This is a genomic window from Enterobacter cloacae complex sp. IR5441, from assembly GCF_049238215.1.
In the GTDB taxonomy this organism is placed as follows: domain Bacteria; phylum Pseudomonadota; class Gammaproteobacteria; order Enterobacterales; family Enterobacteriaceae; genus Enterobacter; species Enterobacter hormaechei_C.
The window spans coordinates 19,674-34,949 of record NZ_JBMKIA010000034.1 but is presented as its reverse complement, the minus strand read 5'-3'; the positions used below and the strand labels follow the sequence as shown (position 1 = coordinate 34,949).

Sequence of the window (15,276 nt, the reverse complement as noted above, 5' to 3'; positions counted from 1 at the left end):
GTTCGCACATCTTGTTGTCTGATTATTGATTTTTCGCGAAACCATTTGATCATATGACAAGATGTGTATCCACCTTAACTTAATGATTTTTACCAAAATCATTAGGGGATTCATCAGGGTGATGTAGCCTGTATGCTGAATGAGGTGTTACTTTTAATTTCAATCACTTAACTGTTTTATTAATAATGTGTTGAGTTTTTCTTGGTTAACAATTGGTCATATTTATTCTGCCGGAAATCATTGCGTCAAATTATTATAAGAATTATCTTATCCAAAATTTTTAAGGTAGTTACCGCTGGGGTGCATTTCGCATCACTTCTGCGTTTTCCTTTCTTTTTGCACCCCGTGAGGGAGTTAACTATCTGAACTCCAATTGAAGCAATTAAGGGTACCGAAATATATCCTGGCGGTTTATATGCGCTGGTGTTCAGAGCCCAGGGCTTTTACATGGATGATTTTCCGTCCCTGTCGGGCCGGAATTCAGCCCCGGGCTTTATGCCCGTTAACCGGGACCTGGTTTCCAGGTGCTCATATTTTCCTTCATTTGAATGAGGACCAAAAATGAAAAGGACGCTTTGTACAGTGCTGACGGCACTCACGCTGGCGACTGCCCTGCCTGCTATAGGCGCTACCACCGAAGCAGGTAGCACCAGCGCAGCAACAACCGGTACAACAACCGGAGCAACGGTGGGAACTACCGCTGGCACTACGGGAGGACTGGCGGCAGGCGCGATTGGGACAACCGCTGTTGTCACCACCGCTGCGATTGCCGGCGTAGCGACGTTAGCCGTTGTCGCGGCAAGCGACAGTGGCGATGACTCAGGCAATGGTACTTCCACGACGACAGTTACCCGCTAAGGCTGGCGCGCAAGGCGATATAGCTTTGCGCTGAACAGCGCAACGACTTGACCCGGCGGAAATATCAAAGCCGGGTATTTAATTGATTTCAATGTTATTTAATCAAGGATTTCTGGTGAGACTGTTTATTCTGCTCATCATGACTCTGCTGATCCAGGGATGTACGCCGAGCCAGCAGAGCATTATTGAGACCTTTAACGCCAGCCTGGACGGGCGCCAGGATGTGACGGTAACGGACGGGCAGATTCAGGCGCTCCCATACTCAACCATGTACCTGCGTCTGGATAATGGCCCGAGGATCCTGGTGGTTCTCGGATACATCGAACAGGGAAACAGTAAGTGGTTATCGCAGGATAATGCGATGATCGTTACGCATAACGGTCGCCTTATCCACACGCTCAAGCTCCCTTATAACCTGCTTGAGGTAACCAATCTTGAGCACGATCCGCTGCGCCACACGCCGCAGCTCCGCGACGGCAGCCAGTGGTCGCGTGATGTGCGCTGGCAGGAAGAGGGGCGGTATCGCTCCGCACACCTGACCTCGCGCTTCTCCCTGAGCGGGATGGAAAACCTGACCCTTGCCGGAAATACGCTACGTTGTCAGGTCTGGCAGGAGACGGTGCAGGCCGACGGCCTCGATCGTCGCTGGCATAACACCTTCTGGATTGATTCCGCCACCGGCCAGGTACGCCAGAGCGAACAGATGCTCGGCGCGGGCGTATTCCCTGTCGCCATGACGATGTTGAAGCCCGCCCCATGAACAGACTCAGAAAATGGTTACCTGGTGTAGGGCTATCTCTCTTCAGCCTGCCCGCCTTATGCGCAAGCGTCGTTACCGTGCATCAGCCGGGCAAAACGTGGTCTGCTGAACCGGCTGATACGCTCTCCCGGCTGGTCACCCAGCCGCAGCTGAACAACGTCTGGTGGCAGGGCGCTGTCATCGCAACCCCTTCCGCCACGCGGCGCGCGCAACAGACGCAACAGCAGGTGCTGGCGTCGCTTTCAGCCTGGCAGAATCGCGCCGATGACGAGCGGATCGCGACCATTCGCGCTGTCGCTGCACAGATCCGCTCCCTGCGGATCGTCGGGCGGCAGTTTGTCAGCCTCGATCCAGACGCCGTGCGTACCGACGCCCGCGGCGATCGTTCCCTTGAGGGCCGTTACGATCTGTGGCTCTCGCCTGCGCCCCGCACCGTCACGCTGATGGGGGCGGTCGCCACACCGGGGAAACTGGCCTGGCGACCGGGCGCAAGCATCAGGGATTACTTACAGGGGCAGCTGCGGCTGGCTGGCGCCGACAGGAATAACGTGACCGTTATCGATCCTGACGGCAGTAGGGTTGTTGCGCCGGTGGCGTACTGGAACGCACGCCATATTGAAGCAGAGCCGGGCGCTGTTCTGTGGGTGGGGTTTGATCCCCGGGCGGTGCCGGACGATTTTACCGGTCTGAATGAGCAAATCGTTGCGCTCCTGACGCGGCGGATACCTGACTGATGAACAAACTTTTTTTACTGAGCGGCCTTGCTCTGGCGATCTCTTCTGCCTGCCACGCGGAGCTGCGTACCTGGCCCGATCCGACCGGACCTTCACAGTCCGACTTTGGCGGCACCGGCCTGATGCAAATGCCCGACGCGCGCTTTGGTCGGGAAGGGGAATTCAGCGTCAACTACCGCGATAACAACCAGTATCGTTTTTACTCCTCTTCGGTCGTGCTCTTTCCGTGGCTGGAAGGGACGATTCGTTATACCGACGTCCGCACCCGCAAATACAGCAGCGACGAGGATTTCAGCGGCGATCAAAGCTACAAGGATAAGTCGTTCGATTTTAAGGTTCGTCTGTGGGAAGAGGACTATAGCCTGCCGCAGGTGGCGCTCGGCAAGCGCGATATTGCGGGCACCGGCCTGTTCGACGGTGAATATCTGGTTGCCAGTAAAATGGCCGGACCGGTCGATTTTACCTTTGGAATAGCCTGGGGATATCCCGGTAATAGCGACAACGTGGGTAACCCGCTGTGCCACGACAACAATAAGTATTGCACCCGCGGCGAATCGCATGATGCCGGGGATATCAGCTTTAGCGATATGTTTCGTGGACCGGCGTCGCTGTTTGGCGGCCTCCAGTATCAGACGCCCTGGCAGCCCCTGCGCCTGAAGCTCGAGTATGACGGCAACAATTATGCCGATGATTTTGCCGGCTCCATTAAGCAGTCGAGCCATATCAACGTGGGGGCAGTCTATCGCGTTGCCGACTGGGCCGATCTCAACCTCAGCTACGAGCGCGGCAATACGCTGATGTTTGGCTTCACCCTGCGCACCAATTTTAACGATCTGCGCCCCGCGCTGCGTGATAACCCGAAACCGGCCTGGCAACCGGCACCGGCAGGCGAGACGCTGGACTATACCTCGGCGGCAAACCAGCTCACCGCGCTTAAGTACAACGCAGGCTTCGATGCGCCGGAGATCCTTCAGCACGGCAATACCTTATACATGACCGGCGAACAGTATCGCTATCGCGATCCGCGCGAAGCGGTGGATCGCGCCAACCGTATTCTGATCAATAACCTGCCCGACGGGGTCGACACGATCGCTATCACCCAGCGGCGTGACCATCTGCCGCTGGTCACGACGCAAACCGATGTCACCAGCCTGCGCAAACAGCTGGCGGGACAGCCGCTCGGCCAGGAGGAGGCGCTCAGGCAGCAGCGCGTCGAGCCTGTGGATACCACAGCGTTCGGGCGCGGCTACCGTATTCGCGCCGATCGCTTCAGCTACAGCGTCAAACCGACGCTGGCGCAGTCGCTGGGCGGTCCGGAAGATTTCTATATGTTCCAGGTGGGCGTGATGGCCAGCGCCAACTACTGGCTGACCGACCGTCTGCTGCTCGACGGCGGCGTGTTCGCCAACCTCTATAACAACTACGACAAGTTCAAATCCTCGCTACTCCCCGCCGATTCCAGCCTGCCGCGCGTCAGAACCCATATTCGCGATTACGTCAGCAATGACGTCTACATCAACAACTTACAGGCCAACTATGTCGATGCGCTGGGGCACGGCTTCTATGCCCAGATTTATGGCGGCTACCTCGAAACCATGTACGGCGGCGTGGGAGCAGAGGCGCTCTGGCGCCCGCTTGATAGCGACTGGGCGCTGGGCGTGGATGCGAACTACGTCAAGCAGCGCGACTGGGACGACATGATGCGCTTCACCGACTACAGCGCGCCAACCGGATTTATCACCGCCTACTGGAACCCGGCGAAGCTCAACAGCGTGCTGATGAAGCTGAGCGTCGGGCAGTACCTGGCGAAGGATAAAGGCGCCACCCTCGACGTCGCGAAGCGATTCGACAGCGGCGTGACGGTAGGCGTCTGGGCGGCGCTGACCAACGTCTCGAAAGAGGATTATGGCGAAGGTGGCTTTAGCAAAGGCTTCTACATCTCGATCCCGCTTGATCTGATGACGATCGGCCCAAATCGCAACCGGGCGGTGGTCTCGTGGACGCCTCTCACGCGTGATGGCGGCCAGATGTTAGGCCGTAAATATCAGCTCTATGACATGACGTCAGAACGCGAAACCCCGGTAGGGCAGTAGTACCGGATGAAACAGGCATTACTTAACCAGATGATTTTCCTGAATGAAAAACGTTAAATTTTCCGTGCTTGCGTTGGCTATGATGGCGTTAAGCGGTTGTACTATCGTACCGGGCCAGGGACTTAGCACCCAGGGCAAAGATATTATCGATCTGCCTGACAGCAATTACGATCTGAATAAGATGGTCAACGTCTATCCGCTCACGCCGGGGCTGGTGGAGCAGTTGCTGCCTGGCAAAGTCGACTCCCGCGCGAATCCTGAACTGGATCGCCAGCTTCAGAACTACCAATATCGCATCGGCGTCGGCGACGTGCTGATGGTTACCGTCTGGGACCACCCGGAGCTGACCACCCCCGCAGGTCAGTACCGTAGCGCCAGCGATACGGGCAACTGGGTGAATGCCGATGGCACGATCTTCTACCCCTATATCGGCAAAATCCGCGTCGTCGGCAAAACGCTGGCCCAGGTGCGCGATGAGATCGCCGCCCGGCTGGACTCGGTGATTGAGAGCCCGCAGGTGGATGTCAGCGTCGCGGCGTTCCGCTCGCAAAAAGCCTACGTGACGGGCGAAGTGGCTAAGTCGGGCCAGCAGCCCATCACTAACATTCCGCTGACCATAATGGATGCGATCAATGCGGCAGGCGGCCTGACGTCGGAGGCGGACTGGCGCCACGTGGTGCTGACCCATAACGGCCAGGACACGCACATTTCTCTCTACGCGCTGATGCAGCGCGGCGATCTCACCCAGAACAAACTCCTCTATCCGGGCGATATTCTCTTCATTCCCCGTAATGACGACCTGAAAGTGTTTGTCATGGGCGAGGTGGGTAAACAGAGCACCCTGAAGATGGACCGTAGCGGCATGACGCTGGCGGAAGCGCTGGGTAATGCGCAGGGCGTAAATCAGGATATGGCCGACGCCACAGGGATCTTTGTGATTCGTCCGTTGCAGGGCAAGCAGAACGGCAAAATCGCCAACGTCTACCAGCTTAACGCCCGGGATGCCACCGCGATGGTGTTGAGCACCGAATTTCAGCTTGAGCCTTACGACATCGTCTATGTCACCACCGCGCCGCTGGTGCGCTGGAACCGCGTGATCTCTCAGCTTGTGCCGACCATTACCGGCGTACATGACCTGACTGAAACAGGGAGATATATCAGAACATGGCCAAACTAACGTTTAACGCCATCCTGGTGATCTGTACCGGCAATATCTGCCGCTCTCCCATTGGGGAACGGCTGCTGCGCCGGCTGCTTCCCGCCGCCCGGGTCGATTCAGCGGGAATTTGTGGCCTGGAAGGGCGCACCGCCGATTCACAGGCGACAGAGATCGCCGCCGAACGCGGCACCCTGCTTGAGGGCCACGTGGCGCGCAGGCTCACCGCCGCCATGGTGCGCGACTACGATCTGATTCTGGCGATGGAGCTGGAACATATCGAGCAGGTCACGGCTATCGCACCGGAGGCGCGCGGCAAAATGATGCTCTTTGGTCACTGGACGGGCAGAAAAGAGATCCCGGACCCCTACCGTAAAAACCGGGACGCATTTGAATATGTTTATGGGCTGCTGGAGCAGGCCAGTCTGGAATGGGCGAAACGGCTCAGTTAATCACACGGGATAGTTACGTTTTATGTCAACAAATAACCTTCACGCCCATGATGCGTCTGCCGCGAATAACGAGATCGATCTGGTGCGCCTGTTGGGTGAGCTGCTCGACCATCGAAAATTTATTCTCATCCTTACCGCGCTGTTCACGCTGGCGGCACTGCTTTATGCGCTCTTTGCCACACCAGTTTATCAGGCCGATGCGCTGATACAGGTGGAACAGAAGCAGGGCAACGCGCTACTCAGTAACCTTAGCGAGTTCATCCCTGACTCCTCGCCTGAGTCGGCGCCGGAGCTTCAGCTTCTCCAGTCGCGCATGATCCTCGGTAAAACGATTGATGACCTGAACCTGCGCACGCAGGTAAGTGAAAACTATTTTCCCCTTGTCGGACGCGGCTGGGCGCGGCTCACCGGGCAACAGCCTGGCATCGTCGATATCCGTATGCTCAATCTTCCCCCTGTCGCGGGCCGGGCGCAAAAGCTGACGCTGACCGTCGGCGAGAAGGGCCACTATCAGCTGGAAGGCGATAACGTGACGTTACAGGGCGTCGTGGGACAGCCGCTGAGCGCGGCGAATATCGCCATTACCATTGCCGCTATCCAGGCGAAGCCGGGTACGCAATTTACGATTACACAGCTGAGCGAGCTGGAGGCCATTGACGCGCTACAGCTGCGTTTTTCCGTGAGCGAGCGCAGCAAGGACAGTGGGATGCTTGGCCTGACCATCACGGGGGAAGATCCCGATGAGATGGCGCGCGTGCTTAACTGCATCGCCGATAACTATTTACAACAGAACGTGGCTCGCCAGGCGGCGCAGGATGCGAAAAGCCTGCAATTTTTGAAGCAGCAGCTTCCGCAGGTGCGCAGCGAGCTGGACCAGGCCGAGGAGAAGCTCAACCGCTATCGCCAGCAAAATGACTCCGTTGACCTGAACCTGGAGGCAAAAGCGGTGCTGGAGCAGATTGTAAATGCGGACAATCAGCTCAATGAACTGACCTTCCGGGAAGCGGAAATTTCGCAGCTCTACAAAAAAGATCACCCCACCTACCGGGCGCTGATTGAGAAACGCCAGACGCTGGAGCAGGAAAAAAACCGCCTGAATAAACGGGTATCGTCCATGCCGTCAACCCAGCAGGAGGTGTTGCGCCTGAGCCGTGATGTGGAGTCGGGACGCGTTATCTACCAGCAGCTGCTTAACCGCGAACAGGAGCTGAGCATCGCCCGGTCGAGCGCAATTGGTAACGTCCGCATTATCGATCCGGCCGTGACCCGGCCGCAGCCAGTCAAGCCGAAAAAAGCGCTGGTCGTCGTTCTGGGGGTTCTCCTGGGTCTGTTCGTCTCTGTGGGCTGGATCCTGGCGCGCAGTATGCTGCGTATGGGCATTGAAACGCCGGAGCAGCTGGAGGAGCATGGGATTAACGTCTATGCCACCGTACCGCTGTCGGAATGGCTGGCTAAAAAGATGCGTTTGCGCAAAAAAGACTTTATGTCCTCAGGGCTGCGCCATAAGACCAAACATATCCCCTTCCTGGCGGCGGATAACCCGGTCGATCTCTCCGTGGAGGCGATTCGCGGCCTGCGCACCAGTCTGCATTTTGCGATGATGGAGTCAGCGAACAATATACTGATGATCTCTGGCGCCACGCCTGACAGCGGTAAAACCTTTGTCAGCAGTACCCTGGCGGCCGTCGTGGCGCAGGCGGGCCAGAAAGTGCTCTATATTGATGCGGATATGCGTCGCGGGTATGCCCATGATCTGTTTAAGCTCGACAATACCTGCGGCTTATCGGAGATGTTGTCCGGTAAGGCGGAGTATACCCAGGGCGTTCAGACCTTCGATAAAGGCGGGTTCGATACCATCGTGCGCGGGCAGATCCCCCCTAATCCGGCGGAGCTTCTGATGCATACGCGTTTCCAGCAGCTGCTGGACTGGGCGAATGAACGCTACGATCTGGTGATTATCGATACGCCACCGATCCTGGCGGTCACCGACGCGGCTGTTGTCGGTCGTCGCACAGGCACCACGCTGCTGGTCGCCCGCTTCGGGATGAACAGCGTGAAGGAGATGCTGGTCTGTGTACAGCGTCTGGAGCAGAGTGGCGTCAATACCAAAGGGGTGATTCTCAACGGCGTCGTTAAGCGGGCAAGCAACGCTTACGGCTACGGCTATCATCACTACGGTTACAACTATTCGAGTAATTGATTATCCGGCGCCTGCCCGTTCTGACATTAATGCGCATTGTGTTTGTAATGAAAAACGGGAAGGCCCAGCTTAAGGCGCAATGCCAGCATACGCGCGGTGAAGCCAAACAGCAGGGTGGAGATAACCACCACATCGTGGCTGGTGACATAGTGCTGCAAGGCGACATAAAGCACTGCCGCGGCAAAGGAGATGCCGGCATACAGTTCCTTCTGGAAAACCAGCGGGATACGCTTGCAGAACATATCCCGCAGCACCCCGCCAAACACGCCCGTGATCACGGCAGCAATGGTGGCGATAACCGGGCCTTCACCCATATCGAGAGCGATTTGTGCGCCAATGATGGAAAAAACAATCAGCCCAAGCGCATCCAGCACCAGAAACACGCGGCGCAGATGAGGCATCACCGGGGCCACAATCGTGGTTAGCACGGCTGCCGTTGCCACGATAATGACGTACTCAGGGTTTTTTACCCAGCCGAGCGGATAATGGCCAAGCAGGATATCGCGCACGGACCCGCCGCCGAGCGCGGTGGCCGTGGCAATAATAATCACGCCGAAGGTGTCCATACGGCGACGTCCGGCAGCGAGCGCGCCGGTCATGGCTTCTGCGGTAATGCCAATAAGATAGAGAATGTGAAGCAGCATAAACCCTCCGGAATGAAGAGGAGGAGATTAGCGATTTGTGCGGAAGATCACGATTGAGATTTTCTAAGGCGAGGGGGTTTGCCCTACAGAAATTTATCAACGCATGCCTGGCGGGCTTGTGATAAGGCGGGAGGAAAAGAAAGTAAGGCTAAATAAGGATTAGAAAAAGTAATGGGTGGTGTGCGAGGCAACACCACCCTGAAAGGAATTACTCGATATTCTGGATCTGCTCGCGCATCTGCTCAATCAGGACCTTCAGCTCAATCGCTGAATTGGTTACCTCTGCATTGATAGACTTAGACGCCAGCGTGTTCGACTCGCGGTTGAACTCCTGCATCATAAAGTCGAGACGGCGGCCTACCGCTTCTTTCTTCTTCAGAATGTTGTAGGTCTCTTTAACGTGCGCTTCCAGACGATCCAGCTCTTCAGCCACGTCCACACGCTGCGCCATCAGCACCAGCTCTTGTTCCAGACGGTTGTTTTCCAGCTGAACTTCCGCCTCTTCCAGTTTGGCGACAAGACGCTCACGCTGCCATTGCAGCACTTCTGGCATATGAGCGCGCACTTTAGCGACTTCGGCGCTCACGCCTTCAAGGCGTTGCTCAATCATCGCTTTCAGCGCCTGGCCTTCGGTTTCGCGGGCAACGATAAAGTCGTCCAGCGTGCCGTCGAGTGCAGCCAGGATCTCAGCGGTAATCGCGTCCAGATCCTGCTCTCCGGCGGCCATCACGCCAGGCCAGCGCAGAATATCAACCGGGTTGATCTCGCCTTCATCGCTTTGCATTTTGACCCAGTTCGCCGCATTAACCAGCTGTTTTGCCAGCTTTTCGTTCAGGATCAGTTCGCCCTGTGCACTGGCATCGGGCTCAAAACGCAAATTACATTCCACTTTCCCGCGGGTCAGACGCGTACGGATACGCTCACGCACCACAGGCTCCAGGCTGCGGAACTGTTCCGGCATACGGAAATACGTTTCCAGATAGCGCTGGTTTACCGAGCGCATTTCCCAGGTAGCGCTACCCCAGCTACCCTTGATTTCACGCCGGGCGTAGGCGGTCATACTGCGGATCATAGACATTCCCGTTTTTAAAGGAGAGATGGGGGGATTATAGCTTTCAGGGGCTTCTCAGGATAGGAATAAGCGTCCTTTATCCGTATAATGCGCAGCCACATTCGTTTCAAGCCGGAGAATCCATCATGCGTCCAGCAGGTCGTAGCGCCAACCAGGTGCGTCCCGTCACCCTGACCCGTAACTATACAAAACACGCTGAAGGCTCCGTGCTGGTTGAGTTTGGTGACACCAAGGTGCTTTGCACCGCGTCCATTGAAGAGGGCGTGCCTCGCTTCCTGAAAGGTCAGGGCCAGGGGTGGATCACCGCCGAATACGGTATGTTGCCGCGCGCAACCCATACCCGTAATGCCCGTGAAGCGGCAAAAGGTAAGCAGGGCGGTCGTACTATGGAGATCCAGCGCCTGATCGCGCGTGCGCTCCGCGCCGCGGTTGACCTGAAAACGCTGGGTGAGTTCACCATCACGCTGGACTGCGACGTGATCCAGGCCGATGGTGGCACGCGTACGGCCTCTATTACCGGTGCCTGTGTGGCGCTGGCAGATGCCCTGAACAAGCTGGTTGCCGCCGGTAAGCTGAAAACCAACCCAATGAAAGGGATGGTTGCTGCTGTCTCCGTTGGTATCGTTAACGGCGAGGCGCTTTGCGATCTGGAATACGTTGAAGATTCTGCCGCAGAAACCGACATGAACGTGGTGATGACCGAAGATGGTCGCATCATTGAAGTGCAGGGTACGGCAGAAGGCGAGCCATTCACTCACGAAGAACTGCTCACCTTGCTGGCGTTGGCCCGAGGGGGAATCGAATCTATTGTAGCGACGCAGAAAGCGGCGTTAGAAAATTGATTTTAAGGCGACCAATGAGTCGCCTTTTTTTTGCCTGTAAGACTGAAAAGACAAAGGAGCAAATCCATGAAATCGTATCAGCGCCAGTTTATTGAGTTTGCGCTTAACAAGCAGGTACTTAAGTTTGGCGAGTTCACGCTGAAATCCGGGCGTAAAAGCCCGTATTTCTTCAACGCCGGACTGTTTAATACCGGGCGCGACCTGGCACTGTTAGGCCGCTTCTATGCCGAAGCGCTGGTGGATTCCGGGATTGATTTCGACCTGCTGTTTGGCCCCGCGTACAAAGGCATTCCAATCGCAACCACCACGGCGGTAGCGCTGGCGGAGCACCATGACCGCGACGTACCGTACTGCTTTAACCGTAAAGAGGCCAAAACCCACGGTGAAGGCGGCAATCTGGTAGGCAGTGCGTTGCAGGGGCGTGTGATGCTGGTGGATGACGTGATCACCGCAGGTACCGCGATCCGTGAATCGATGGAGATTATCCAGGCTAACGGCGCAACGCTTGCGGGTGTGCTGATTTCGCTCGATCGTCAGGAGCGCGGGCGCGGCGACATCTCTGCTATTCAGGAAGTGGAGCGCGATTATGGCTGCAAGGTCACGTCGATTATCACGCTGAAAGACCTGATTGCGTATCTGGAAGAGAAGCCTGAGATGGCTGATCATCTGGCGGCGGTGCGTCAATACCGCGAAGAGTTTGGCGTATAATTCAATTGCCCGGCGGCGCTACGCTTACCGGGCCTACCCGTTCGTAGGCCGGATAAGGCGAAGCCGCCATCCGGCGATGGCGTTACTGTAACTGAGCAGCCACTAACGGCCAGCGGGCGTCAAAATCGTCCGTTGGTCGATATTTAAACTCGCTGCGCACAAACCGGGAGAGCATCCCTTCGCAAAAAGCCAGGATCTGGCTTGCCAGCAGGGTCTCATCCGTATTATATCCCTCGCCCTCCCGCATTTTCTTCTCGCGCAGAACCTGACGCAGCTGGGCTTCGATACGCTCAAAAAGCTGGTTTATACGGCCTTGCAGACGATCCTGTTCAAACATCAGCGCGTGGCCGGTCAGAATACGGGTCAGACCCGGGTTACGTTCACCAAAGCCCAGAATCAGCAGCACAATCAGACGCAGACGCGTGCTGGTGTCTTTTTCATCCTTCAGAATCAGGTTGATGCGCGTGATCAGGCTGTCTTCGATAAACTCGATCAGGCTGTCAAACATCCGGGTTTTGCTCGGGAAATGACGATACAGCGCCGCCTCTGACACGCCCACAGAGGCCGCCAGTTTTGCGGTGGTGATGCGTTGACTGCCGTCGCTGGATTCAAGCATCAGAGCCAGAGATTGAAGTATTTCTTCGCGACGATTCCTTTTCGCGGTTTGTTTTTCTGCCATGTTACAAAATACCCCTGAAAATAAGCACTTGTCAGGCTGGCAACCACACAGCGACCCGCAAACTGACGTTTGCGGTTTGTTATTGCATTATGGCGCTGTGAGATGCGTGTTTGTCGGGCGGTTATTTGCGCCCGGAATGGCCGAAGCCGCCTTCGCCACGGTCGGTAGCGTCGAAGTCTGCCACCAGGTTAAATTCTGCCTGCACCACCGGTACAAACACCATCTGCGCGATACGCTCGCCCGGCTCAATGGTGAAGCTGTCCTGGCCACGGTTCCAGACGGATACCATCAGCTGACCCTGATAGTCAGAATCGATCAGGCCGACCAGATTACCCAGCACGACGCCATGCTTGTGGCCCAGGCCAGAGCGCGGCAGGATCACCGCTGCCAGTGACGGGTCAGCAATGTGAATCGCCAGCCCGGTCGGGATCAGGGTCGTTGCACCTGGCGCCAGTTCTACGGCGTCATCAAGACAGGCGCGCAGGTCAAGACCGGCAGAGCCGGAGGTGGCATACGTTGGCAGCGGAAATTGCTCGCCAACGCGCGGGTCCAGAATCTTAACGTCGATTTTTTTCATCATAACGGGTAACGATCTCGTCCAGTAAGTGTTGGCCCAGGAGTTCTTTGCGCTCAAGCGGTAAGACTTTATCTCCATCCTGCCAGAAAAGGTGCAATGCGTTGCTGTCGCTGTTAAATCCTTGCGTGGACAGCGATACGTCGTTCGCGCAAATCAAATCGAGGTTTTTGCGGGTACGTTTTTGCCGGGCATATTCTTCCACATTATTCGTTTCTGCGGCAAACCCAACAACGTAAGGTCGATGAGTTTTCAATACGGCGACACCGGCAACGATATCCGGGTTCTTCACCATTTTTATTGTTAATTCATCACCTTGCTTTTTAATTTTGGCGTCGGCAATGGTTTCGGCGCGGTAATCAGCGACGGCCGCACAGCCGATAAAAATATGCTGCTGTTGAGCATGTGCCTGTACGGCGGCTTCCATTTCCAGCGCGGTCGTTACATCAATACGCTGCACAAACGCAGGGGTGGTAAGCGACACCGGGCCGCTCACTAGCGTGACGTTCGCGCCGCGTTTGGCTGCCGCGGCAGCAATCGCAAAGCCCATTTTGCCGGAGCTGTGGTTGGTGATGTAACGCACCGGGTCCAGCGGCTCGCGTGTGGGGCCCGCGGTAATCATGATGTTGAGATGTTGCAGATCGTTGACAGGCGAGAAATGGGCGGCGGCCATATCAACAATCGTCAATGGGTCGAGCATACGCCCTGGCCCAACGTCGCCGCAGGCCTGGCTGCCACTGTCCGGTCCCCAAATCAGCAGGCCGCGCGAGGCCAGCGTGTCCAGATTATGCTGGGTAGCGGCGTTGCGGTACATCTGCTGGTTCATTGCTGGCACAACCGCGACGGGCGCAGGCGTGGCGAGGCAAATGGTCGTTACCAGATCGTTCGCCATACCGGCTGCCACGCGGGCAATTAAATCTGCCGTGGCGGGGGCAAGGATAACCAGATCGGCCCATTTCCCCAGCTCAATGTGGCCCATTGCGGCTTCGGCTGCCGGGTCGAGCAGGCTGTCGGATACCGGGTATCCCGAGACGGCTTGCAGGCTCAGCGGGGTGATAAAGGCTTTGCCGCCTTCGGTGATCGCGACCCGTACGTCGGCCCCGCGCTCGCGCAAACGGCGCACCAGGTCTGGCGTTTTATAGGCAGCAATACCGCCGCTGACGCCAAGAACGATTTTTTTACCGGCCAGGCTCATCATGATTCTTTCCTGTTGGGTTTCACCAGAGAGCGGGCATTTTATCACAATCCCTAAAACGGGGTGATGATGTCCTTAATTCACTTTGCGAGGCGTTACGCAAGAACGAAATGCCAGCGTCGAACCCCGAATTTGCCTGTGGCAGCATAATGGCAAACAGAAGGAGGCCGGGCATGGAAGAGACTGAACTGCTGCTACCGCGTGAAAAAATGCTGCGTCATGGCGTCACGTTGTTAAAGGACGACGAGCTGCTGGCGCTCTTTTTACGCACAGGCACGCCGGGGAAAACGGTATTTACGCTGGCGAAAGAACTGATAGACCATTTCGGTTCACTGTATGGATTGCTGACCGCTGAGCTGGAGGCGTTTACGCACGTTGAGGGCATTGGCGTGGCGAAATATGCCCAGTTACGGGGCATTGCCGAGCTGGCCCGGCGATTTTACAACGTGCGTATGGAGGAAGAAGACCCGATCCTCACCCCCGACATGACCCGCGAATTTCTGCAAAGCCAGCTCTCCGATCTGGAGCGGGAGATCTTTATGGTGATCTTTCTCGATAACAAAAACCGGGTACTGAAACATACCCGCCTTTTTTCGGGAACATTGAGCCACGTTGAGGTGCATCCGCGTGAAATTGTGCGGGAAGCGATAAAAGTGAATGCGGCCGGCGTGATCCTCGCGCATAATCACCCCTCTGGCTGTGCAGAACCAAGCAGAGCTGACAAAGCAATTACCGAACGTATTATCAAATGCTGTCAATTCATGGACATTCGTGTGCTGGACCATCTGATAATTGGCCGCGGAGAGTACATTTCTTTTGCCGAACGTGGCTGGATTTAGGCCTTTTCTCGCGATCCATCGGGATCTTTGTCTGTTCGGGACTTGAGCACACCGCCGAGTCAGCGTATACTACGCCACCTTTGAGAATCTCGGGTTTGGCATTTGGGCCTGGCAATCGAGAGTTCAATAGAACTATGCGATGACCGGGCTGTAAAGCCTGACGAGGCGCCGATACCCCATACGAAGCTCGAGCTAATTTGATTTTTGGAGAATAGACATGTCCCGAGTCTGCCAAGTTACTGGCAAGCGTCCGGTGACCGGTAACAACCGTTCCCACGCACTGAACGCGACTAAACGCCGTTTCCTGCCGAACCTGCACTCTCACCGTTTCTGGGTTGAGAGCGAGAAGCGTTTTGTCACCCTGCGCGTATCTGCTAAAGGTATGCGTGTAATCGATAAGAAAGGCATCGATACAGTTCTGTCCGAACTGCGTGCCCGTGGCGAAAAGTACTAAGTACTTAAAGAGGAAA

At 56.2% G+C, this 15,276-nt stretch carries 16 protein-coding genes; 11 read left to right on the top strand and 5 right to left on the bottom strand.

The genetic code is table 11. From position 1 onward, the window contains the following. Window positions 1-561: 561 nt before the first annotated feature. The 7 genes from ACOTX5_RS22570 (at window position 562) to etk (ending at window position 8,253) form a co-directional block, all read left to right on the top strand. Window positions 562-858, top strand: a complete 297-nt coding sequence (locus tag ACOTX5_RS22570; protein ID WP_017383628.1) for a hypothetical protein — start codon at window positions 562-564, stop codon at window positions 856-858. A 115-nt stretch (window positions 859-973) separates the two neighbouring features. Further along, window positions 974-1,618, top strand: a complete 645-nt coding sequence (locus tag ACOTX5_RS22565; RefSeq protein ID WP_045142465.1) for a YjbF family lipoprotein — start codon at window positions 974-976, stop codon at window positions 1,616-1,618. Then, entirely contained in the window at window positions 1,615-2,352 is a 738-nt protein-coding gene (locus ACOTX5_RS22560; protein ID WP_045142425.1) for a capsule biosynthesis GfcC family protein, read from the top strand. Before ACOTX5_RS22565 ends, ACOTX5_RS22560 begins: the two co-directional genes overlap by 4 nt. After that, the gene (locus ACOTX5_RS22555) at window positions 2,352-4,445 is read left to right on the top strand and encodes a YjbH domain-containing protein (protein ID WP_072210230.1); all 2,094 of its coding nucleotides are present in this window, start codon (window positions 2,352-2,354) and stop codon (window positions 4,443-4,445) included. The genes ACOTX5_RS22560 and ACOTX5_RS22555 overlap by 1 nt, the downstream gene beginning before the upstream one ends. Before the next feature lie 43 nt (window positions 4,446-4,488). Further along, window positions 4,489-5,622, top strand: a complete 1,134-nt coding sequence (locus tag ACOTX5_RS22550) for a polysaccharide export protein (protein WP_032646765.1) — start codon at window positions 4,489-4,491, stop codon at window positions 5,620-5,622. After that, window positions 5,610-6,053, top strand: a complete 444-nt coding sequence (locus ACOTX5_RS22545; protein ID WP_023295706.1) for a phosphotyrosine protein phosphatase — start codon at window positions 5,610-5,612, stop codon at window positions 6,051-6,053. Before ACOTX5_RS22550 ends, ACOTX5_RS22545 begins: the two co-directional genes overlap by 13 nt. A gap of 22 nt (window positions 6,054-6,075) precedes the next feature. Continuing rightward, a complete protein-coding gene (gene etk / locus ACOTX5_RS22540) occupies window positions 6,076-8,253 on the top strand; it encodes a tyrosine-protein kinase (protein ID WP_047727033.1) in 2,178 nt (725 codons plus the stop codon). 26 nt (window positions 8,254-8,279) lie between these two features. Here etk and ACOTX5_RS22535 read toward each other — a convergent pair whose 3' ends face one another. Next, a complete protein-coding gene (locus ACOTX5_RS22535) occupies window positions 8,280-8,897 on the bottom strand; it encodes a trimeric intracellular cation channel family protein (protein ID WP_015570045.1) in 618 nt (205 codons plus the stop codon). Between the two features lie 208 nt (window positions 8,898-9,105). Next, complete coding sequence (locus ACOTX5_RS22530; protein ID WP_003860907.1) at window positions 9,106-9,969, bottom strand: YicC/YloC family endoribonuclease; 864 nt, start codon at window positions 9,967-9,969, stop codon at window positions 9,106-9,108. 125 nt (window positions 9,970-10,094) lie between these two features. Here ACOTX5_RS22530 and rph point away from each other — a divergent pair, with 125 nt between their 5' ends. Together rph and pyrE are read left to right on the top strand one after the other, a co-directional pair. Next, window positions 10,095-10,811 (top strand): ribonuclease PH, encoded by a 717-nt coding sequence (gene rph, locus ACOTX5_RS22525; RefSeq protein WP_015570044.1) that lies wholly within the window; start codon window positions 10,095-10,097, stop codon window positions 10,809-10,811. A gap of 66 nt (window positions 10,812-10,877) precedes the next feature. Next, window positions 10,878-11,519: an orotate phosphoribosyltransferase gene (pyrE, locus tag ACOTX5_RS22520; RefSeq protein WP_015570043.1), complete on the top strand. Its 642-nt coding sequence runs from the start codon at window positions 10,878-10,880 to the stop codon at window positions 11,517-11,519. A gap of 82 nt (window positions 11,520-11,601) precedes the next feature. Here the strand turns inward: pyrE and slmA are convergent, their stop codons facing one another. The 3 genes from slmA to coaBC all read right to left on the bottom strand — a co-directional run bounded on the left by slmA (window position 11,602) and on the right by coaBC (window position 13,967). Then, window positions 11,602-12,198, bottom strand: coding sequence for a nucleoid occlusion factor SlmA (gene slmA / locus ACOTX5_RS22515; protein WP_003860901.1), 597 nt, complete (start codon window positions 12,196-12,198; stop codon window positions 11,602-11,604). Between the two features lie 121 nt (window positions 12,199-12,319). Then, the gene (dut, locus tag ACOTX5_RS22510; RefSeq protein WP_015570042.1) at window positions 12,320-12,778 is read right to left on the bottom strand and encodes a dUTP diphosphatase; all 459 of its coding nucleotides are present in this window, start codon (window positions 12,776-12,778) and stop codon (window positions 12,320-12,322) included. After that, window positions 12,756-13,967: a bifunctional phosphopantothenoylcysteine decarboxylase/phosphopantothenate--cysteine ligase CoaBC gene (gene coaBC, locus ACOTX5_RS22505; protein WP_169810231.1), complete on the bottom strand. Its 1,212-nt coding sequence runs from the start codon at window positions 13,965-13,967 to the stop codon at window positions 12,756-12,758. The genes dut and coaBC overlap by 23 nt, the downstream gene beginning before the upstream one ends. Window positions 13,968-14,140: 173 nt before the next feature. Between coaBC and radC the strand changes: the two genes are divergently transcribed. Continuing rightward, window positions 14,141-14,806, top strand: a complete 666-nt coding sequence (gene radC / locus ACOTX5_RS22500; protein WP_006812419.1) for a RadC family protein — start codon at window positions 14,141-14,143, stop codon at window positions 14,804-14,806. 217 nt (window positions 14,807-15,023) lie between these two features. Next, window positions 15,024-15,260 (top strand): 50S ribosomal protein L28, encoded by a 237-nt coding sequence (gene rpmB, locus ACOTX5_RS22495; protein ID WP_002436699.1) that lies wholly within the window; start codon window positions 15,024-15,026, stop codon window positions 15,258-15,260. Window positions 15,261-15,276: the final 16 nt, after the last annotated feature.

Bases quoted from the DNA above. Each gene is read 5' to 3' on its own strand.
- ACOTX5_RS22570 (WP_017383628.1), top strand. From the start codon at position 562: ATGAAAAGGACGCTTTGTACAGTGCTGACGGCACTCACGCTGGCGACT.
- ACOTX5_RS22560 (WP_045142425.1), top strand. From the start codon at position 1,615: ATGAACAGACTCAGAAAATGGTTACCTGGTGTAGGGCTATCTCTCTTC.
- ACOTX5_RS22555 (WP_072210230.1), top strand. From the start codon at position 2,352: ATGAACAAACTTTTTTTACTGAGCGGCCTTGCTCTGGCGATCTCTTCT.
- ACOTX5_RS22550 (WP_032646765.1), top strand. From the start codon at position 4,489: ATGAAAAACGTTAAATTTTCCGTGCTTGCGTTGGCTATGATGGCGTTA.
- ACOTX5_RS22545 (WP_023295706.1), top strand. From the start codon at position 5,610: ATGGCCAAACTAACGTTTAACGCCATCCTGGTGATCTGTACCGGCAAT.
- etk (WP_047727033.1), top strand. From the start codon at position 6,076: ATGTCAACAAATAACCTTCACGCCCATGATGCGTCTGCCGCGAATAAC.
- ACOTX5_RS22535 (WP_015570045.1), bottom strand. From the start codon at position 8,897: ATGCTGCTTCACATTCTCTATCTTATTGGCATTACCGCAGAAGCCATG.
- ACOTX5_RS22530 (WP_003860907.1), bottom strand. From the start codon at position 9,969: ATGATCCGCAGTATGACCGCCTACGCCCGGCGTGAAATCAAGGGTAGC.
- rph (WP_015570044.1), top strand. From the start codon at position 10,095: ATGCGTCCAGCAGGTCGTAGCGCCAACCAGGTGCGTCCCGTCACCCTG.
- pyrE (WP_015570043.1), top strand. From the start codon at position 10,878: ATGAAATCGTATCAGCGCCAGTTTATTGAGTTTGCGCTTAACAAGCAG.
- slmA (WP_003860901.1), bottom strand. From the start codon at position 12,198: ATGGCAGAAAAACAAACCGCGAAAAGGAATCGTCGCGAAGAAATACTT.
- dut (WP_015570042.1), bottom strand. From the start codon at position 12,778: ATGATGAAAAAAATCGACGTTAAGATTCTGGACCCGCGCGTTGGCGAG.
- coaBC (WP_169810231.1), bottom strand. From the start codon at position 13,967: ATGAGCCTGGCCGGTAAAAAAATCGTTCTTGGCGTCAGCGGCGGTATT.
- radC (WP_006812419.1), top strand. From the start codon at position 14,141: ATGGAAGAGACTGAACTGCTGCTACCGCGTGAAAAAATGCTGCGTCAT.
- rpmB (WP_002436699.1), top strand. From the start codon at position 15,024: ATGTCCCGAGTCTGCCAAGTTACTGGCAAGCGTCCGGTGACCGGTAAC.